Source organism: Citrobacter sp. Cf088, assembly GCF_030334295.1.
Taxonomy (GTDB): domain Bacteria; phylum Pseudomonadota; class Gammaproteobacteria; order Enterobacterales; family Enterobacteriaceae; genus Citrobacter; species Citrobacter freundii.
In genome coordinates this window covers 1-19,800 of the sequence record NZ_JAOWEE010000058.1, presented here as the reverse complement: position 1 = coordinate 19,800, position 19,800 = coordinate 1, and the positions used below count along the sequence as shown (strand labels likewise).

Genomic DNA, 19,800 nt, shown 5'->3' with positions numbered 1-19,800 from the left:
GAGAGGATTTTTTATGAGCAGAACGATTTTTTGCACTTTCCTGCAACGCGAAGCAGAAGGCCAGGATTTTCAGCTGTACCCGGGCGATCTGGGGAAACGCATCTACAACGAGATTTCTAAAGAAGCATGGGCGCAATGGCAGCATAAGCAAACCATGCTGATTAACGAGAAGAAGCTCAATATGATGAACGTTGAGCATCGTAAACTGCTTGAGCAGGAGATGATCAACTTCCTGTTTGAAGGCAAAGACGTGCATATTGAAGGCTATACACCAGAGTCTTAAGAACCGTTGCCGGATGGCGCTACGCTTATCCGGCCTACGATTTAATCTGGTCCTTGCAAATAACAAACACAACACGCACTCCCGGAATGATGAAAAAATTTCTCGCGCTTGCCGTTATTGCGCCGTTGCTCATCTCCTGTTCCAGTTCGACCAAAAAAGGCGATTCCTATAACGAAGCCTGGGTCAAGGATACCAACGGTTTTGATATTCTGATGGGGCAATTTGCCCATAACATTGAGAATTTGTGGGGATTTAAGGAAGTGCTGATTGCGGGTCCAAAGGACTACGTAAAGTATACCGATCAGTATCAAACCCGCAGCCATATCAACTTTGATGACGGTACGATAACCGTCGAGACCATTGCCGGGACAGATCCCGCCGGACACCTGCGTCGGGCGATTATCAAGACATTGCTGATGGGGGATGATCCAGGTTCTATCGACCTCTATTCCGATGTCGACGACATTAAGATTTCCAAAGAGCCGTTCCTGTACGGGCAGGTGGTCGATAATACCGGCAATCCCATTCGTTGGGAGGGGCGTGCCACCAATTTCGCTGACTATCTGCTGAAAACACGCCTGAAAAGCCGCAGCAATGGTATTCGCATCATCTATAGCGTGACGATCAACCTGGTACCGAACCACCTTGATAAGCGCGCGCATAAATACGTCGGCATGGTGCGTCAGGCTTCGCGTAAGTATGGCGTCGATGAGTCGCTGATTTTGGCCATCATGCAAACCGAATCCTCATTTAACCCATATGCGGTCAGCCATGCCGATGCGCTGGGACTGATGCAGGTGGTACAGCACAGCGCCGGGAAAGATGTGTTTCGCTCGCAAGGGCGCTCCGGCACACCGAGCCGTAGCTTCCTGTTTGACCCGGCCAGCAACATTGATACCGGTACCGCCTATCTGGCTATGCTCAACAATGTCTATTTAGGCGGCATTGATAATCCAACATCCCGTCGCTACGCGGTGATCACGGCATATAACGGCGGTGCGGGCAGCGTGCTGCGCGTTTTCTCGAACGATAAAATCCAGGCCGCGAATATTATCAACAGCATGACCCCGGGGGACGTTTATCAAACGCTGACTACCCGACATCCGTCTGCTGAATCACGCCGATACCTTTACAAGGTCAATTCCGCACAAAAATCATATCGACGCCGCTAATATATCCCCTCTTCTGCCCCGGTAAACGGGGTCCGGAAGAGGGCAAAGTGTTAACTCCATCACTCTTTTGCTTTGCAATCAGAAATTGTTTGCAAATATTTGTCACAGGTAACAAAAAAAGAGGGTCCCTCGTTGATAGAATCACATCATCAAGCCCCGGCAAATGTGCCTTTTAAAACATTCATCCGCATTACGGTGTGAGGAAATTAACATGAATCTTAAGCTGCAGCTGAAAGTGCTCTCGTTTCTGCAGTTCTGCTTATGGGGTAGTTGGCTCACTACCCTCGGCTCCTATATGTTTGTCACCCTAAAATTCGATGGTGCATCCATTGGCGCAGTGTATAGCTCGCTGGGGATCGCCGCCGTGTTTATGCCTACGCTGTTAGGGATCGTGGCCGACAAATGGATCAGTGCGAAATGGGTGTACGCCATTTGTCACCTGGTCGGTGCAGCAACGCTGTTCGCCGCAGCCGAAGTCACCACCCCAGGCGCTATGTTCTTTGTGATCTTGCTTAACTCTTTGGCCTATATGCCAACGCTGGGGTTAATCAACACCATTTCTTACTATCGCCTGCAGTCAGCCGGGATGGATATCGTAACGGACTTCCCGCCAATCCGTATCTGGGGCACTATCGGCTTTATCATGGCGATGTGGGGCGTGAGCTTCTCCGGCTTCGAGCTGAGTCATATGCAGCTGTATATCGGTGCAACGCTGTCCGTTGTTTTGGCGCTGTTCACGCTGACGCTGCCGCATATTCCGGTGGCTAACCAGCAGAAAAACCAGAGCTGGTCGTCCATGCTGGGCCTGGATGCTTTCGCGCTGTTTAAAAACAAGCGCATGGCGATTTTCTTCATCTTCTCCATGATGCTGGGCGCGGAGCTGCAGATTACCAATATGTTCGGTAATACCTTCCTGCACAGCTTCGATAACAACCCGCTGTTCTCCGGTAGTTTCATCGTTGAACACGCCTCGGTGATGATGTCGATCTCGCAGATTTCCGAGACGCTGTTTATCCTGACCATCCCGTTCTTCTTGAGCCGTTACGGTATTAAGAATGTAATGCTTATCAGTATTGTGGCGTGGATGCTGCGTTTCGGCCTGTTTGCCTACGGCGATCCGACACCGTTCGGTACCGTGCTGCTGGTTCTGTCGATGATTGTTTACGGCTGCGCCTTCGACTTCTTCAACATCTCTGGCTCGGTATTCGTGGAGAAAGAAGTTCGCCCTGAAATCCGCGCCAGCGCACAGGGTATGTTCCTGATGATGACCAACGGCTTCGGTTGTATTCTGGGCGGACTGGTGAGCGGTAAAGTAGTTGAACACTATACGCTGAACGGTATTACCGACTGGCAGACCGTGTGGCTGATCTTCGCAGGTTACTCGCTGGTTCTGGCTTTTGCCTTCGTGGCGCTGTTTAAATATAAACACGTACGCGTTCCGGCAGGCACCCAAACTATCGCGCACTAACGTTTACGCAGAGAAAAGCGGGTTGCCAAAAGGTAACCCGTTTTTTTTGCGCTTACTTCACAACATATCCATACAGACGCTTAATACCGTCTGCATCCGTTTCACTGTAAACACCTTGCAGCTCCGGCGAGAAGCCCGGCAGCAGGTTAACACCCTCTTCCAGCGCCAGGAAATAACGTTGCACCGCCCCGCCCCAGATTTCGCCCGGAACCACGCACAGAACGCCTGGAGGATAAGGCAGCGCACCTTCTGCCGCAACGCGACCTGCGGCATCACAAATACGCACCAGTTCGACATCACCACGGATAAAGGCGCTGTTGGCATCCTGCGGGTTCATCGCCACGGCAGGCAAACTCTCCTGTCGGAACATCGCTTTTTGCAGATCCTTCACATCAAAGCTGACGTATAAATCGTGCATCTCCTGACACAGTTCACGCAGCGTGTAATCCCGATAGCGTACCGGATACTTGTTGAAGATGGTGGGCAGCACATCTGCCAGCGGCGTATCGTCCTCAATATGCTGCTCAAACTGCGCCAGCATCGCCACCAGTTGCGCCAGTTTCTCGGTGCTTTCTGCCGGGGTCAGCAGGAACAGAATCGAGTTAAGGTCGCATTTCTCCGGAACAATGCCGTTTTCACGCAGGTAATGCGCCAGAATCGTCGCCGGAATACCAAACTCAGTATATTGCCCGGTTTGCGCATCAATGCCCGGAGTAGTTAACAACAGCTTGCAGGGATCAACGAAGTACTGGTCGCGCGCGTAGCCGGAAAAACCATGCCATTTAGCACCCGGTTCAAAGCTAAAGAAGCGGCGTTCGCTGGCAATCACCGGCGTCGGAAAGCTTTCCCACGGCTTACCATCAACTACCGGAGGAATAAACGGCTGAATCATCTTACAGTGGGTAAGAATCGCTTTACGGGCGTCAATGCCCAGCGCTACACACTCCGCCCATAGCCGACGCCCGCTCTCGCCTTCATGGATTTTGGCGTTAACATCCAGCGCCGCAAACAGCGGGTAAAACGGACTAGTGGAAGCATGCAGCATAAATGCATTGTTCAGACGCTTATGCGGACAGAACCGCGCCTGACCGCGAATATGGTTATCCTTTTTGTGGATCTGCGAGGTTTGCGAGAATCCGGCCTGCTGTTTGTGTACCGACTGGGTGACAAAGATCCCCGGATCGTCAGCATTGAGCTCCAGTAGCAGCGGTGACCCATCGGCCATCATCGGAATAAATTGCTCGTAGCCAACCCAGGCAGAATCAAACAGGATGTAATCGCACAGGTGACCGATCTTGTCGATCACCTGCCGGGCGTTGTAGATCGTACCGTCATAGGTACCAAGCTGAATGATTGCAAGACGGAACGGACGCGGCTGGTCAGCCTTGTGCGGCGCAACGTCACGCAGTTGCTGGCGAAGATACGCCTCATCGAAGCAGTGCTCGTCAATGCCGCCAATAAAGCCAAACGGATTACGCGCCGCTTCCAGATAAATCGGCGTCGCGCCCGCCTGGATCAGCGCACCGTGGTGGTTCGACTTATGGTTGTTGCGGTCAAACAGCACCAGATCGCCGCGCGTCAGCAGCGCATTGGTCACCACTTTATTCGCCGCAGAGGTCCCGTTCAGCACAAAGTAGGTTTTATCCGCGTGGAAAACTTTCGCAGCAAATTTCTGCGCATGTTTCGCTGATCCCTCATGAATCAGCAGATCGCCCAGCTTAACGTCAGCGTTGCACATATCCGCGCGGAACAGGTTCTCGCCAAAGAACTCATAGAAATGTCTGCCCGCCGGATGCTTCTTAAAAAACTCACCGTGCTGGTGTCCCGGGCAGGCAAACGTGCTGTTCCCCATTTCGACATACTGGGTAAGCGTGTCATAGAACGGCGGCAGCAACTCTTCCTCATACTGACAGGCAGCAGACTCCAGCTCCAGCCAGTCCTGAGCCTGACCGCAAATCACCGCGTTAACGCCCGCAGGTACATCGGCATCAGACTCTGCGAACAAAAACACCGGTATATGAAAACCAGTGCGTTTCAGCAAAGCCAGAATCCCACTGCGGCTGTCCGCAACGGTAATGACGACTGCCGCGACGTCAGTAAAATCGGTGCTGTCCAGCGCAACCACCTGGCGATGGCTGGAAAGACGAGAAGCCAGTTCACAACTGGCGGCAATTTTCATTGATTTCATAAGCGCAATAACCCGTTTCGGGAAAATCAAAAGTCCCGGGCAAAGCCGCATTGCTTTGCCCACGAAATGACGGGTCAAACTGGTTACCAGCCCCGACCGCCAGACATCAGTAAAAGCAGATAGCCTCTGATCTTACTGTTATCCTGCAGTGAGCGTACGCTGCCCTCACCGCATGGTGAGAGCATGAAGATAAGTCGCAGGAAGGGGCGAACGTCGCGCAAAAAGGCGATGTTGAAGGCGATGTAGGGGGAGTAATATCATCCCAGGCAGCCCCATTCAGACAGGAGAAAATTCGCGCAATCATGGCACCTTTCACCTACTGGCGCAAGATAAAATCCTGTGCTTGAACCTCACAGATAAACAAGCATTTCGTCTGACAATAGCGGCATAATAATGCAATCTGAAACATAATTTCACCCAAACAGTTGCCTTTAACATCAAGACGATAATGGGTATGCAGGAGCAAACGTGGTAATCGGACCCTTTATTAATGCCAGCGCCATTTTATTAGGCGGTGTTCTCGGCGCGCTGCTCAGTCAGCACTTATCCGAACGTATTCGGATCTCAATGACCTCAATATTCGGGTTGTGCTCGTTGGGAATTGGTATCTTGTTGGTTATCAAATGCGTTAACTTGCCGGTGATGGTTCTGGCGACACTGATCGGTGCATTAATTGGCGAATTCTGCCATCTGGAAAAAGGAATCAATGCCGCGGTTGCCAAAGCGCAACAGCTTTTCACCAAATCGGATGTCAATGCAACACACGAATCCTTTATCCAAAGCTATGTGGCGATCATCGTGCTGTTTTGCGCCAGCGGGACCGGGATATTCGGGGCGATCCATGAAGGGATGACCGGCGATCCTAATATTTTAATCGCCAAGTCATTTCTCGATTTCTTCACCGCTATTATCTTCGCCTGCTCGCTAGGGATCGCCGTGTCTGCCATTTTCATACCGATGCTGGCAATTCAGTTGACGCTTGCCACCTGTGCAGCTCTGATTTTACCGCTGACAACCCCTGCTATGATGGCCGATTTCAGCGCTGTAGGCGGACTGTTGCTACTTGCAACCGGTTTGCGGATTTGCGGCATCAAAATGTTTGCGGTGGTGAATATGCTTCCTGCCCTTCTACTGGCAATGCCGCTTTCCGCAGCGTGGACGGCTTTTTTTGCCTGAGAATGCGTGCAATAGCAACAATGTGGTGATAGATTGTGCAGTCTGCATTGATTTGAAGAAATTTCGTTGACGAAACGAAGTGAATCGGGTTTAATGCGCCTCGTTGCCCGGATAGCTCAGTCGGTAGAGCAGGGGATTGAAAATCCCCGTGTCCTTGGTTCGATTCCGAGTCCGGGCACCACTATTTAGAAGAACCCGCCTATGGCGGGTTTTTTGCTTTTGGTGAATAGTCACTATTCTCTCTTCACCGAACTTTGTTTCAACAGCGCATAACGATTAAGAAGCTGATTAATCCGCATATCGAGTTGCTGATACAAAGCGGGTGATACCCTCCCCTGCATTTTGAATTCTTCATCTATTTGACGTAATAACTCTTCTGTCGGCGGCGTTTGGTCAAGCTGACGACGGATAGTGAAAATGGCTGATTTCAGCTCCGAACCCGTCAGATATTTACCTTTGTGTTCATCAAGCGAATTTAGCTGGGCAGTTAATGCCTCCAGCCCCTGCTGGGCATGATGCCAGTTTTGCAGTGCGCTTTCCGGCAACGCTTCCGTGGTTAACTGTTTTTGTAATCCGTTTGTGAATTCCGTAGTCAGCGATTCTTCCGGCCACAGGGTGGCTAGCTGCTGCGCTAATGATGCGGCATACTCCCTCGACCACAGAGGTGACAGGCGGGATATAACATCCAATTGCCCTTGCGCAGCGACGAAAAATTCCTGTTTCCGCTCCCCCAAATCTGAGGATTGCTTCAACGTGGATAATTGTTCAGGCGTCAACACCTGGGGCAATGGCCTGATCATTTCATATTCATCAGCTCGCATATGCGTAATACCGAGAAAAGCGCCTGTACTCACTACCGCAGTCACCATGACACCGATGGCAAACCCTAACCACATCCGTCGGGTTCCGTGATCGGTTTGAGTAGCAAATACCGCTGTGCTTGATTGCCCGGACGACGCGGGTTCATTCACCACAAAGATCAGCTGGGGCAAAGCGATCTCAGCGTTATTGGCTGAGCCAGAAGCCGGTATCATCACAACGGCTGAGCCCGAATCCGCCTCTGACTTCTCAAGGCGTAAAGCGGCATTATGCATCCAGGTAACGACAACCTCCAGTTTACTCAGCGCTTTCAGTTCAAGCCGTTGCAGCACTTCGCAGGCATGTTTTAAACGCTGTTCAATCCGATAAACCACTGATAAATCAGCATATGACAGCGTTAGCGTACGCAATTCTTGCTGTAAACGGGCTGACAGCCATGTCAGAATTTCAACGCGAGCATGGGTTTGCTGCGGCCATATGGCACTCCAGTGATGCGTCAGTAACGCCTCCAGAAGCTCGGCACCTTCGGCAAGTCCCAGCAGCCCGGCATTACGCATTCTACTGACGGTATACCAGGCCAGGGTTTGCAATTCGACGCCGTTATGGCGAAACAAAGTCAGGCTTAACTGTTCAACCTTTTGCCAGTCAACGTCCGGGCGCGCGGGATGAGTCAGCTTGCTGATTTCATCGCGTAGTTGCCCGAACTCCGTGAAAGCACGCGGGTCGCCACCGGTGCTGATGCGATTCGTCTCCATATCAGTACGCTCCTGTCTCAAGCCAACCCTGTTTTTTCAGGTGGCGGATGAGCACCCGTCCCTCGGGGGTAAAATCAGTGCCATAACGAACAACGCCAAGGTCCTGAAGTTCGGCATCGATGGAGTAGCGTAAATGCCCTGGCGTTTCCTGCTCCTGCATTGTGACCTGAATACTTTTCAGTCGCGGTTCATACTTCAACAAAACCTGAGAAAGCGTACTGATAAGTTGATGTGCCGTTCCCGGCATACCCTGGAGGATTTTGGTCATATCCGGCAGACCGTAGTCGGGTAAATGTTTAAGGCTACCGGCGCGCGTATTCAAAATGCGCTGCATATTATCCAAAACGGATAAGATGACCTGCGTGTTTTCACCAACTGCATGCAAAGGCAAACCACCGGAGAAATTACCCAACAAGATGTCATAAAGAGAAGGTCGTTTAATCATTACTCGTCCTCCGGCTTCAGGAGAACCAGAGCCTGAGAATTTAATTCAATCACTCGCGCTTTATCAGAATCGAGATCTTCTCGACGTATTACCACGCGCCATGAATCTTCAGACTGTTCGGGAGAAATAAACATTCCCGCCACGGCAACATACTGCGTTTCCTTTTCGAGTGGAATATCGATAGTTACGCTTTCACCAGGACGAACCCAAACATCTTTCTGAGCCAGTAAATCCGCTTTTACCACCGTGCTGTCTTGCGCAAATAAAGACTGATAATTCGCTGAGTCAAATGCTTTACGATCGTTGAGTTGGTAAATACGTACGACCGTTGAAAGCGCGATGCCCTGCGCATTTTTATTAGCGGCTTCTCTGGCGCAAAGATCCAAATGCAGCGTTTTAATTTCCTTATAAAAAATTGACTTCGTTAATGACACCGTGCCTTCAGATACTTTTTGTGTCAGACCACACCCTGTGATCAGGCTGGTCATGCCGGTTATTACGACAAAATTAATAGCGATAATCGCCAGCCTCATCGGCTTCCCTCCGCTGATCGTGTTGGCTAAGGCTCTGCCAAAGCCCAAGTTTAATGGTGATAAGTTGGTTCAGAGCTTTCGGGTTATTCAGACGCATAACAGCCGTGCGACCGAGCTGTACTGCATGTTCGCTTTTATTACTGGTAAGTTGAGCATCCGGAAGCACCGAGCGAGGAATACGTAATTGCAGCCTCGCATTCACTCTGGCACCTAAATAAACGTGCAGGAGCGCGAGAAAATCATGGTAAAGCTGACCGCCGGGTAACCAGTCGCAAACCCCATCAGGAACCTCCGTGGTTAGCGTAATGAGCACCTGACTGTTAATATCTACAGCGCTATGTCCCATCACCGGACGAGAATGAAGGCTAACGGGGTGCCGCGCACTCATTTTTAACGCCTTATCCAGCAGGACGAAGCGTTTATCATGTGGCGTCACGGTGATATTTGTTGTTGGCGATAATAAAGATACCAGCGCGGATATTCCTTCTGCCGTACGCGTTGGCATTCTCATTACTCCTAACAGCGCCAAAAAACGCGATAACGGGGCTTGCGTTTGCGTGGCGCATCCCTGAATGCCGAGCCCAGTCAGCCCCAGTAAATATTGTGAAGTCTCATCTGTACCGCCAGGGCGAAAAGTCGCTGGATAGCTGTATTTACGCCAGATTCGATAAAACTGCGTAATTAAGCGATGGTTGAAAATATCCAGAAACTCAGCGGCAACGTCCGAGCCTTCCTGACGCTGGGCAATATCATCCTGATAGGTTGTCGGCAGCGGCGATTCCACGCCATACAACCCCATAAATGTGACACTGACCGTTGGTGGCAGTGTGGGTTTTTGCGGATCATATTCTGTACTTTTTAGCTCCCCCGCCGGGAACCCCATCCCCGGATGAGGACGAAAACGAATAGCATCAAAGCGCGGACTTTGTTGGCTTCCTGGAGCTGGCGCTTGCGGATTCCACTGTTCCAGCAGTTGGCAAAAACGATAAAAATTGGTACGAGGCAGGTTATCGCCAAGGCTATTTAGCAACCAGGCAGTCGCTGATTGTGATTCTCTTTCCATCGCAAGCTTTTCCCTGCCGGCTGGATAATTAACGTAAGCTGATTAAACAAATGAATATCCGCATACAATGCAAAAAAGCGGTTAAGCATTTCACCAAACAGATGAATGTCGCCCTCACCTGTAAATCCGTTCTCATCAAGCGTTATTTCGATATCTACTCCACGAAGTAAAAATCCTTTTTCAAAGCGTTGTATTTCATGCTGCTGAACATCCATGATCGCATCCAGACGACGATAATTCAGCTCATCATCCTGCCAGTTATAGAGAGATAATGTTCCTTTGAGCACTTCTGCGCTGGCCATCATATTCAGAAAGCTGGACCCGAGGTGGCTTAAGACGCGCCAGTGAAAACGATCCTCGGCGGGAGGATAAGCCGGTAGCGTCGGTTTACACAGATTACGCACGGCAAGCGGCGTCTGGAGGATCTGCTCGCAACGATTAAGCAATGAACTCTGCAAAGCTCGCCTGGGTAGCTGACCGTTTGTTCCGGTCACTTTCAATGAGACGGTTTCATACTCAGCAAGACGATCCCGCTCCCAGGCGTCACCGCCGAGGATCAGCCAGGTGTCATACAATCCTGAGACGCCGCGCCTGACGCGTGTATGGTAGTAACGTTCGGGGGCATTACGGCGCATCATGCCTCCCTTGTGGCGAAAGCTGGTGAATGGGGCATAAACGGCATTACGCGCGCGCTGCGAACCAGAAACCGCATCCACCGAATAAATTTCCATGTGGCCATCCTGCAATCTGCGCGGACGCAGCAAATATTCGCTTTCCAGTCCATTAACCACCAGCGGATCGGCTTCCAGAGTGAAGAGATTAATAACTGGAACGCAGTGCAGACGTATATTTTCGCTACCCACGGGAAGCTCAGAATTCCACTGTTGAGTCAGTACCGCTTCGATTTCAAAGCAGTCGATGCCCGCAGGAAAGGTTATTTTTTCCAGACCGTTAAGATGGACAAACATAAATTTTTCGCGGAACGTAAAATACTCAAGCAATAATTGCCAGCCGCCAAACGCCGTATCGCCTTTTGGCCACAAACTGTCTTCATCGGCAAATCCGCCCGGGGAAAAGTAACCCTCCAGTCGAATACGTTCTACGCTGTTGGGGAGTCTCAAATAAAGAGAGGCCAGACGCTTTGTCAATGCAAGGTGCAGTGCGTGGGTCACCGGCGCGTCACCGCTCAGGTAAAGGCTGAGACGCGTCAGTTCGGTTTGCGACCAGTCCATCTGTGGATTGCACTTTATTCGCATACGGATGACTGAGCGTCCGTCAGGTTCAGCATCGATATTCACCGCCGTAACAGACAGTGGGCTGAGCGTGACGGGCTGGGTAGTACGATACTGACATACCGTTTTTTTAGGGCCAACGGGCTGGGACAATACGCCAAACCCCGCATTAATCCGCTCGCTCATTTTCAGCACGTCAGTATCAGGTAAAAGCTCGACAATGCTTAAGGAGGGAATGGTACGTAAATAATGTGGCCACAGCAGACTCATCAACCCTTCGGTAAATTCAGGAAGATGATCGTCTATTTTGGCGCGCAACCGCCCCATAGAAAATGCAAAACCTTCGAACAGCCGCTCCACATAGGGATCGGGGATACCGGCTTTGTCCAGATCCAACATAGCGGCACGATCCGGATGCGCCTGCGCAAACTCTTTTGCCGCTTCCCTTAAATAACGCATTTCCGCGTCATAATAACGCAGAGTTAAATCTTCCATTTTACAGTTCGCTTATTTTGTTTTTGCTTTAGCCGCATAAAACGGCGGCTCTGGCGGGATCAATGGCGACCAGCCCAGACAACAGTGACTCCATCTCTGACGCCAGACGCGCTTTGTCGCTTTCACTGCGATTGGCTTTCAAACGCAGAAGCTTTAGCCGCCGCGCTTTAACTTCAAACAGCAGTTCAGGCTCCCATTGTTTGAGAGTGAGAGAGTGCGCTGTGGTATTCAATTCACCAAGCAAATGCAGCGCGAGATCGTTGCGCCCACACTGTTCCGTCAGACGGGCCATCAACAGCTGGCGTAACCAACGCTGTCGACGTGAAATAATACCAGGGCGTGCCTGAAGCCAGGCGAGCGCTGCTTCAACGCCTTCGCTGTCCGCCAGCGTCAGGGCCTCGCTTTCAAGCAGCAGGATATCGTCATCCTTCCCGACGGTAGCCGCCGCGATTTTATCGGCCTGCCAGTCGCTTTCCTGCAACACGTCACGGGCAATCCATTCACGCGTGACGTCATCGGCAAAGGGCGTTCCGTCATTAAATGCCAGCGTTTCCAGACCCGGCATCCGATGCAACAACATTTTCAGATCGCTGATGATAATGGCGGCATGTTTATCCCATGGCGATCCCGCCCTGGTTAACGCCTGATGAAGATACCACTGCACGTCCAGCCAGAAATGATTTACCCCCTCAACAAATAAGCTGTCAGTTAGCTCAATCAGTTCAGTCCAGCTTTGCTGCAAATACAGACGCTTGAGCTGAGCGCGGTAATCACTTTTAGGTGGTACCAGGCGTGTACGCCCTGCGCCATCTGGCGGTGGAAGCTGGCTAACCGTATCGAGCCGCACGCTTTTCATCAAATGATGCGCCGCCAGCCAGCCGTCCGGCTGATCGCTCAGGTATTTCGCCAGCACCCGTGCCTGCTCCAGCAGCTCACGACCAGAGGCAATACTTTTTAGAACGGGAGTTTCTGCGCTGTACCGACCGGCTTGCGGACTGACATTTTGTGGAACCAGCGCCTGAGCGCCGCCAGACTGTGCCAGACGATTCTCCAGCGCGCTATACAGCGCCCCAAGCCCGGGACGAATACTCTCCTCTCGCTGACTAAACTGTTGCTCCAGCAGCATCAGCGCACCGGCGATCCGCTGCGCGTCAGGTCGTGAAACTTCGGGGAAACGTGCCAGACTATCCAGCATCCGCCCGCCGGCCAGCCATTCCAGGGCGGCCTTATGGCTATTGGCTCTTAGGGGATGGAGAGAATTGCCATACTGCTGCATCAGGCCAGCCAGCAAAATCAGACCATCCGCCAGGCCAGACTCGCCATCCTGATGCAAACGCGCCCAAGTGTAGTAGGTGACAACACGGACATCCTTACAGGTGTGGATCAGCAGTTTTTCCGCAAGCTCAACGATGAGATCCGTTTGTGCGCCAGAAAGTTTATTCACCTCCTCTCGCATGCGCTGAAAATCATCGTCATAACCGGGATCTTCCCCGCCCGGGTTGGCTGCGGAAACGGGCAATAACCAGTTTTGCCACAACGCTATTTGCGTTTGCGCCTGTTCCATCAGCTGCTGTTGTTCATCTGGCGAAGCCGTGCTGGCGGCCAGTAGACGTTGCAGAGCGCTCATTCTTCTTCCTCAGAGGGGGACTGGCTGACAACAAAAATGGTTTCTGGTAGTTCGAAATCGCGGAGTTTCAGTAACGCGAGCGGGCCTTCACCGGCCTCCGTTCGCAGGGTGTAGTTCAGCGGCAATCCATCCTGCGCAGTCCAGCGCAGGTTAAAACCGCTGCTCACGCCGGCGTTATCGCTGATCTCCGCTTTCTCAAGCAGTCTTATCCAGCCCCAGGTGCCGGGGTTATCTGAGTAGATTCGGGTTCCCGTATTCGTACTCACCCAGCTTAGGGTGGCCCCTGACGCTGACGTATCGGCTGGCCAGACAAGGTTTTTCCAGGTTGGCATCTGATTAACGTAGGTGAGTTTTTGCCCATCCAGTACGAGATCGGTTTGCATCACATCCCGCGCCGTTCCAGGGCGCAGTTCAAAACGCATCCCAGCTTGTCCACGAATAAATGCGACATCCGCAATCTGACTGAGCTGGTCCATCGCCTTAAGGAACGCCGGATTAAACTCCAGCCCCTGCGCATTCACAGTGTCGGCAACCCAGTGACTTCCCTGTTTATGCAATACGCCGCTTAAATGACTTTCGAGAAAATGCGGGATCCGGCCATTATCGCTTCGCAGATATTGCGCCAGCAGCGGCAGAGAAGCCTCGCTACCGACATCGCGAAACGGATAACGTCCGCCGAATGCGCTGTTCCAGTCATTCACAATCAGCGCCTTCCATTGCGCATTCAGGCCCGCCGCGGTTGGTTGCAACACCTGCTGCCATGACTGCTCCAGCGGCTGAACAAACATACTTTGACCAAATCCACTCCATGCCTGGCCTAAGCTTGCCGCTACCAGATTGCCATAGTCACGCGTGGTGGTGAGATCGACGGTTTTGCCCTGAAACACCGTTTGCGCCAGGGCCTGACTCATTCCCTGCGGATCGGCAGCGTTAGTAATCTGCTGGAGTTTCAGCCTGACCTGCGTTACCCGGGTCAGGTAGGTTTGCAAACTCAGATGGCTGATATCCTGCCCGCCCGATTGTTCATCCATCAATGCCAGGATTGGCGAGAAGGTACTCGCCATAGGGCCTTCTTCCCGCGCATGCTGGTCAATCGTCTGATTTTCTTTGGTGTTAAACAGATCCTTTGCCGACTTCACCAGTGAGTCCGACAGCGCTTCTCCGGTTAACCCTGTGCGTCCCTGAACGGCGAGCGTATTCATTAGCGCAACCAGAGGAGACTGACGGATATCTGCAATCAACGTGAGCTGATCGATGGCATCACTCAGCGTTTGGGTGCGCTGCCAGCGAATACTGTTGAGAAAATCCAGCCAGCTGTCGGCAAAATCCGTGAAGTAACGCTCGCTAAGACGCGCCTTTAAGGCCTGTGGAGAGAGAGGGTCGCTTGCAGAATGCGTATCATCTCCCAGTACCTGATCCATTTCTTCCCGGCGGTTGTTTACGATTTTCTCTATGGCGGGCAAAACCTCCTCTTCCCAGGCTTTGCGGGTATACACCCCAGCAACCGAATTCCGGGTATAAAATACGTGATCTGCCCGGGTATCGCCGGTCATGTCTTCCAGACGAAGATCGGTGTAATGCGGCGTTACCTGTTCAATGATTTTCTGATACAGAGCGGCTTCGCCATTGCGGATCCCCATCTGACGAATTAACAGCGTTCGCACCTGGTTAATAAGATTTTTATCCGCTGTTATTTTCCATTCAGGATGCGCCTGAAGGTTTTCGCCCCAGAACTGCCAAAGCCCAGGCCCAACGCCCTGCCATGATGCGCGCGAAATACCCGCTCTCTCCGGCCAGTCTTGCATCAGCGCCTGACTAAAAAATGATGCATCCATCTGCTCAGGCCGGGAGAGCATCAGATACATTTTCAGCTGGTTGTAGGCGATCTTTGCCCGAGCGACAAACTGCGGACTGTCTGGAGCCAGTCGGGTTAACGCCGTTAATTCCTGAGTGAGATGTTGCGCGGCTTCATCACGCAGGAGCGGAATAGCGATACGCGTATAACGTGGCAATAGCGCATCCAACAGAGCATCATTTTGGCTTAAGCCGAAGCGGTAGTACCACGGCGCCCCATTCAGCTGACGCCAGCGAAGCATGCCTGGGGTTTGCTGAAGCGCGGACAGCGCCGTAAGACGCTCGGCGAGCGGTTCATCCGCACCACCTGCCTGTCTCGCCTGATCCAGACTTTCGCCGATCAGATTGCGATTCGCCAGGAAAGATATCACCATTCCCGCGCCCCATAGCAGCATCAAACCAGCGGTACCGACTGCCAGCACTCGCATCCCTGAACGGCCTGTGCGCTGTGCCTTTAGCTCAGCAGGTAACGCAGGGAGCGAATCAAGCAGCGCGCGCCAGCGCTCATCACGCGCCCAGGCATGCGCCACGCGCGGTGAAGTACTTTCCACATGCTGACTCAAGATGACCGCCGCCAGCGGCAGAGGCCGATGCAGGCTGAAAAAAGTGGCTAACGCGTCGCTGATGGCTTCTGCGTTTTGCGTGAGCGCATTCGCCATTTTCAGTAAGAAGTTACTGTGGATATTGCGCGTAACCTGCTGCGAACCCTGTTCCGCCAACTGCATGACCAGCGCGGCCAGCTGCGAACGACATAACGCCGTTGTACATCCAGCAGGGAATAAACACGTCGCAGACTGGGCCATCGCGGCATTCAGAACGGATTGTGCGCCATGCAGCGACCAAAGGTATAACGGCACTCGCCAGCGAAGCGTGGTAAAAACAGCCTGAAGATGGCGGGCAGCATTATCTATTTGTTCTGCGGTTAAAGAGACAACAGGTGCCGATTGAACCAATGAATCCTGGTGCTGAAAAGTGGGGGTTACCCATACAATCCCATCCAGCGGGCGCCGATGCAGCTTGCGTATCGCATCAAACAACGAAACATCTGGCGGTTCAGTGAGCGTACCTCCCCAGATTAACACCACGCCATCCCCTTCAACCCAGCGCAGAGAGGTGAGTTTTGGTACCAGTAGCTCAACCTGAATGACATCCCCCATCACCAGCAGAATACGGGTTTTGGCGCGCCAGCAATGGCCGTAACTCTGACGAAGATATGTGAGTACATGATTTAAAATTTCAGCACGACTATTTTTAATATCTTTCTTTGATTTATTTCCTGAAATACCAAAACCAGATAACAGATTAAAACGCTGAAAGTAACTTTTTGAAATAATTATTTGCCATAAACGAACAATTGCATCATCAAAAAGTAATATTGTGATACATACGCCAGCAATTGCCAGTGACGCATTTTGTTTTTTCTCCATAGTCGGAATATGAATCAATGGGTTTTCTACCCAGATGAAAAATCCCCCTATAATTATTATCAGCATAACAATAAACCATGTACTTACACGCTTATTATTTTTCACATCATCCTCCTTCATCAAGGTTATACCGGATGAACAATAAGCATATGAGTGGTTTTATCATTAATTAATAGCCATTGTGCCATATTTGATTTAGCCGCATGTTCATTAGCACAAATTAAAATGACATTTCCTACTACAGAATTCAGCCTGCCAAATGTATCATCCAACACGAAATCTCCTTTTTTCGATAACATATATCCAGATTGTTCCATTGACTGGAGTACCAGCGCCAGTGTTTCGCTTTGTATCTGGCTACGCCAAAAAAACCACGGGAGATCTGTCGTAATATTTCCCCATAACGTCACGGTTGTTACTGATTCCACAGCCTCGTCCATAACTACCGGACGATGTATCCATGACTGCGGTGTTACATGATGGTGAGTTAACCAATCAGGTGAGGCCAACAATATAGCAGATACCGATTCAACCTGCTGGTCTCGTGGTTCAAGGAACAAATTAATCTCAATAGAAATAATTAATATCGCCTCCTGACAATCCAGACAGTTATCAATCCACATTATACCGTCACTTTCTGTACAGATAGTCAGATTTTGGTCATCAAAAGATAATGAACAGACCCGACGCCAAACGGTATTAATCGTTTCATTCTTGAGCGTGCCATCGTGTTGAATACGGACATGGAGGTTTCCAGAAAATTTCTCTAATTCAGGTTGTAACTGTCGGATAATATCCGTCAGTAATTGTTCCATGCGTAGCAGATAACCGTCCTCACTCATATTGGTAAGTTGTAGGGAGATTAGTGCAGTACTTAACATCCTCTGGTATTGAGGGTAAAAAAATGGTTGAAGTTCACTCCCCCCTTGTAAAAGCGCTGCTGCCAGTTTATTTCTGGCGACTGGAGTAATATATGCTGTTGCCAACACCCCCATAGCCAATTTTCCTAAAGCAACCTGCTCATCGTATTGCTGCTGGTGTAAATGATTCCACCAAATGACACGATCGCGTTCATTTTCATAACGTCGCAATTGAAAAATATAACCCATAAAACCAATTAAAAAAGGAATAAAAAAAGAGCAAAACCAAAACCAGATTGTATGTGTAGGTTCATTTTCACGCCAAAATGAGAATACTAATATTGCTCCCAAAAAAACACAGAGAAGTATAGTAGTTAACCAACGAAATTTATCTGGGGGGACTGGTAATTCGGCTTTCTCAGGGATCTTTTTAAGATCGATTGGCATATATTACAGCCTTCCAGCAATAGGTAATGAGGAAATCAATGTACAACCGCATCCACAACGGTGGCCATGGAGAGCGATAGGCTTACCATTAATTCTGGAACCGAAATCTCCTTCAATTATAATTGTTTCGCCATGTATTGGGCAGAAAACTTTATCCAGCATACAAGAAACCGGCAATCCCATAAAAATAACGCCAGAACTCCCTTCAAGGACAATACCGCCATGAGTCGTTTTATCTGAAAGACGAATAACACCAAGCATATTTTACCCTCTTTATTTTGAACAAAACTATCCGATATCAACTGATAACATCTTCCATATACTCTCTTCCTGGATCATGACAATAGTAATATCGAATACATTACCATCGTTAAATTTAACACTTCCTGAAAGTACACCTCTGTTACCTTCAACGGAGATATTATTAAAACTATAATCCTCTATATTTTCAAATTTATAAGATTTCATTGCCAACTTAAAATCTTCACTTGTGATTTTCTCGCGCATCTCACTCGCAGTTTGTGCATAGGCTAAGATATAGGAATTGTCACGTAACAAATCTATTTCCGCTCTTGCTGCCTCCTTAACGCCGGTCGTCATAAAAAATATGAAGGAAACAATAGATATTGTAAGAATAGCGACAAATGCCAGACAGACAAAAACCTTCCATTTTGCTGATCTCTTCGCTCCAGCAGAAAAAGTTGATTTTACACGCCAGCCGGATTCTTTTACGACATTAAAAAGAGGAGCGGTAACACTGGATGATTCAAAATCGTAACTGTATATCTTTCCTACCTTGCCATTTTCTTTTAATCCCCAGGCACCTCCTAATTTGAATTCTTTTCTTCTCCCTAACTGAAATTCCTTTTTAAAACCAATTCTTTCTGGCCCAACTTCCCATTCAGCACTGGTTGATTTCTCCTGATAACCCACCTGTTTACCAACATCATCAAACACCAGTCGAATCTGAAAACTTTCTTTTAAACCTCCGGCATCATAGATATTTGACCAGTTAGCATCGACATAATTATAAATAACAATAAGGTCATCACTATCCTCCTGTATTGTAAATGGAATATCTTGACATTCATTTAAATCCAACAATCGTTTTTTTAAGGAAATTAGGGTACAAGACCCCGTTGATGATGTAGACATATTTTGAGGCATAATTCTCTCTTCTCAATTAATAAATAACAGTAAACGTTTATTTCACCGCCTCCGCAGCGTTCACCGTACAGCGTACGGTGGTGCCATCGGGAAAATAGTTATCCTTGATGGCATAGCCGCGAAAAAAGGTCAGGCCCACATCAAACCCGGGAGAAGGATTGTCACCTCCGCGGCGGACCTTCATATATTGCCCATTATCGTCATCCAGGATGACGCCCTTCTCCGGACCCTGCGGATCCTGGCGCGGAGATGTCGCGTAATAGTCCGGGTCATACCAGTCGCTCACCCACTCGTAGCCGTTCTCTGCCATGCCGTACAGCCCGCCGGGGGTCGGCGGATAGCGATCGACGGCATAACGCACGAAGGAACTTTCCACGCCAGTGGCCTCTTCCGTAGCCTGCCGGTCCTCGCTGGTGGCGTAGTTTTCACCGCGCCCGGTTTTCTCATCTTCACGCCAGTCGCCGTCATCCGTTGCCACCAGAATATACTGGCCCCGGTCACGCGCCGCATACTCCCACTGCGCTTCCGTCGGCAGGGAAAACGGCAGCCCCGTCTCCTTTTTCAGCCAGCGGCAGTAATTCTCGGCCTCTGTCCATGACACCACCGCCGGACTGTTTTTAAAATGGGTCATGGCCGCCAGCGTTTTATTATCGAATTGATCTTTGTAACGTAACTCCGGTAATCCCGCCATTTTCAGGTAAAAGGCGTAATCCTCATGGGTCACCTTGAAACGACCGATGGAATAGCTGCTCAGCGTCACTTCATGCACGGGTTTGGTATCTTTTTCCG

At 50.3% G+C, this 19,800-nt stretch carries 16 protein-coding genes and 1 tRNA gene; 5 read left to right on the top strand and 12 right to left on the bottom strand.

Annotated features, from left to right (window positions below; translation table 11 throughout):
- Window positions 1-13: 13 nt before the first annotated feature.
- The 3 genes from OGV71_RS23420 (at window position 14) to OGV71_RS23410 (ending at window position 2,923) form a co-directional block, all read left to right on the top strand.
- The gene (locus tag OGV71_RS23420; protein ID WP_003027126.1) at window positions 14-283 is read left to right on the top strand and encodes an oxidative damage protection protein; all 270 of its coding nucleotides are present in this window, start codon (window positions 14-16) and stop codon (window positions 281-283) included.
- Between the two features lie 86 nt (window positions 284-369).
- Window positions 370-1,455, top strand: a complete 1,086-nt coding sequence (gene mltC, locus OGV71_RS23415) for a membrane-bound lytic murein transglycosylase MltC (protein WP_204583284.1) — start codon at window positions 370-372, stop codon at window positions 1,453-1,455.
- Between the two features lie 211 nt (window positions 1,456-1,666).
- The gene (locus OGV71_RS23410) at window positions 1,667-2,923 is read left to right on the top strand and encodes a nucleoside permease (RefSeq protein ID WP_003027130.1); all 1,257 of its coding nucleotides are present in this window, start codon (window positions 1,667-1,669) and stop codon (window positions 2,921-2,923) included.
- Between the two features lie 52 nt (window positions 2,924-2,975).
- On the opposite strand, the gene OGV71_RS23405 is transcribed toward OGV71_RS23410, so the two are convergent.
- Window positions 2,976-5,111 carry an ornithine decarboxylase gene (locus OGV71_RS23405; RefSeq protein WP_204583283.1) on the bottom strand — a complete coding sequence of 712 codons (2,136 nt, stop codon included), beginning with the start codon at window positions 5,109-5,111 and terminating at the stop codon, window positions 2,976-2,978.
- A gap of 468 nt (window positions 5,112-5,579) precedes the next feature.
- On the opposite strand from OGV71_RS23405, the gene OGV71_RS23400 reads away from it, so the two are divergent.
- Entirely contained in the window at window positions 5,580-6,287 is a 708-nt protein-coding gene (locus OGV71_RS23400; protein ID WP_204583282.1) for a DUF554 domain-containing protein, read from the top strand.
- Window positions 6,288-6,392: 105 nt separating this feature from the next.
- A tRNA-Phe gene (locus tag OGV71_RS23395) sits at window positions 6,393-6,468 on the top strand.
- 52 nt (window positions 6,469-6,520) lie between these two features.
- Here OGV71_RS23395 and OGV71_RS23390 read toward each other — a convergent pair.
- From OGV71_RS23390 to OGV71_RS23340, 11 genes are all read right to left on the bottom strand, one after another.
- Window positions 6,521-7,861, bottom strand: coding sequence for a VasL domain-containing protein (locus OGV71_RS23390; RefSeq protein WP_286534087.1), 1,341 nt, complete (start codon window positions 7,859-7,861; stop codon window positions 6,521-6,523).
- A 1-nt stretch (window position 7,862) separates the two neighbouring features.
- Window positions 7,863-8,306: a type VI secretion system baseplate subunit TssE gene (tssE, locus tag OGV71_RS23385; RefSeq protein WP_003027143.1), complete on the bottom strand. Its 444-nt coding sequence runs from the start codon at window positions 8,304-8,306 to the stop codon at window positions 7,863-7,865.
- Complete coding sequence (tssJ, locus tag OGV71_RS23380; RefSeq protein WP_003027146.1) at window positions 8,306-8,839, bottom strand: type VI secretion system lipoprotein TssJ; 534 nt, start codon at window positions 8,837-8,839, stop codon at window positions 8,306-8,308. Before tssJ ends, tssE begins: the two co-directional genes overlap by 1 nt.
- Window positions 8,814-9,902: a type VI secretion system baseplate subunit TssG gene (gene tssG, locus OGV71_RS23375; protein ID WP_003027149.1), complete on the bottom strand. Its 1,089-nt coding sequence runs from the start codon at window positions 9,900-9,902 to the stop codon at window positions 8,814-8,816. Before tssG ends, tssJ begins: the two co-directional genes overlap by 26 nt.
- Entirely contained in the window at window positions 9,863-11,629 is a 1,767-nt protein-coding gene (gene tssF / locus OGV71_RS23370) for a type VI secretion system baseplate subunit TssF (RefSeq protein WP_048218577.1), read from the bottom strand. The genes tssG and tssF overlap by 40 nt, the downstream gene beginning before the upstream one ends.
- Window positions 11,630-11,657: 28 nt before the next feature.
- Window positions 11,658-13,256: a type VI secretion system protein TssA gene (tssA, locus tag OGV71_RS23365; RefSeq protein ID WP_286534085.1), complete on the bottom strand. Its 1,599-nt coding sequence runs from the start codon at window positions 13,254-13,256 to the stop codon at window positions 11,658-11,660.
- Window positions 13,253-16,657 (bottom strand): ImcF-related family protein, encoded by a 3,405-nt coding sequence (locus OGV71_RS23360; protein ID WP_502873632.1) that lies wholly within the window; start codon window positions 16,655-16,657, stop codon window positions 13,253-13,255. Before OGV71_RS23360 ends, tssA begins: the two co-directional genes overlap by 4 nt.
- A gap of 5 nt (window positions 16,658-16,662) precedes the next feature.
- On the bottom strand, window positions 16,663-17,844 hold the full coding sequence (locus tag OGV71_RS23355; protein ID WP_286534082.1) for a KPHS_23130 family T6SS system protein: 1,182 nt from the start codon (window positions 17,842-17,844) through the stop codon (window positions 16,663-16,665).
- A gap of 3 nt (window positions 17,845-17,847) precedes the next feature.
- Complete coding sequence (locus OGV71_RS23350) at window positions 17,848-18,105, bottom strand: PAAR domain-containing protein (RefSeq protein ID WP_071887387.1); 258 nt, start codon at window positions 18,103-18,105, stop codon at window positions 17,848-17,850.
- A gap of 27 nt (window positions 18,106-18,132) precedes the next feature.
- The gene (locus OGV71_RS23345) at window positions 18,133-19,011 is read right to left on the bottom strand and encodes a hypothetical protein (RefSeq protein ID WP_115642856.1); all 879 of its coding nucleotides are present in this window, start codon (window positions 19,009-19,011) and stop codon (window positions 18,133-18,135) included.
- A gap of 37 nt (window positions 19,012-19,048) precedes the next feature.
- Window positions 19,049-19,800: formylglycine-generating enzyme family protein (locus OGV71_RS23340; protein ID WP_286534080.1), on the bottom strand; the 752-nt coding region annotated here is incomplete at its 5' end.

Excerpts from the sequence above, each read along its gene's own strand:
- OGV71_RS23390 (WP_286534087.1), bottom strand. The coding sequence starts at position 7,861 with ATGGAGACGAATCGCATCAGCACCGGTGGCGACCCGCGTGCTTTCACG.
- mltC (WP_204583284.1), top strand. The coding sequence starts at position 370 with ATGATGAAAAAATTTCTCGCGCTTGCCGTTATTGCGCCGTTGCTCATC.
- OGV71_RS23350 (WP_071887387.1), bottom strand. The coding sequence starts at position 18,105 with ATGCTTGGTGTTATTCGTCTTTCAGATAAAACGACTCATGGCGGTATT.
- OGV71_RS23360 (WP_502873632.1), bottom strand. The coding sequence starts at position 16,657 with ATGAAGGAGGATGATGTGAAAAATAATAAGCGTGTAAGTACATGGTTT.
- tssE (WP_003027143.1), bottom strand. The coding sequence starts at position 8,306 with ATGATTAAACGACCTTCTCTTTATGACATCTTGTTGGGTAATTTCTCC.
- OGV71_RS23410 (WP_003027130.1), top strand. The coding sequence starts at position 1,667 with ATGAATCTTAAGCTGCAGCTGAAAGTGCTCTCGTTTCTGCAGTTCTGC.
- tssJ (WP_003027146.1), bottom strand. The coding sequence starts at position 8,839 with ATGAGGCTGGCGATTATCGCTATTAATTTTGTCGTAATAACCGGCATG.
- tssF (WP_048218577.1), bottom strand. The coding sequence starts at position 11,629 with ATGGAAGATTTAACTCTGCGTTATTATGACGCGGAAATGCGTTATTTA.
- OGV71_RS23405 (WP_204583283.1), bottom strand. The coding sequence starts at position 5,111 with ATGAAATCAATGAAAATTGCCGCCAGTTGTGAACTGGCTTCTCGTCTT.
- OGV71_RS23420 (WP_003027126.1), top strand. The coding sequence starts at position 14 with ATGAGCAGAACGATTTTTTGCACTTTCCTGCAACGCGAAGCAGAAGGC.
- tssG (WP_003027149.1), bottom strand. The coding sequence starts at position 9,902 with ATGGAAAGAGAATCACAATCAGCGACTGCCTGGTTGCTAAATAGCCTT.
- OGV71_RS23345 (WP_115642856.1), bottom strand. The coding sequence starts at position 19,011 with ATGCCTCAAAATATGTCTACATCATCAACGGGGTCTTGTACCCTAATT.
- OGV71_RS23355 (WP_286534082.1), bottom strand. The coding sequence starts at position 17,844 with ATGCCAATCGATCTTAAAAAGATCCCTGAGAAAGCCGAATTACCAGTC.
- tssA (WP_286534085.1), bottom strand. The coding sequence starts at position 13,256 with ATGAGCGCTCTGCAACGTCTACTGGCCGCCAGCACGGCTTCGCCAGAT.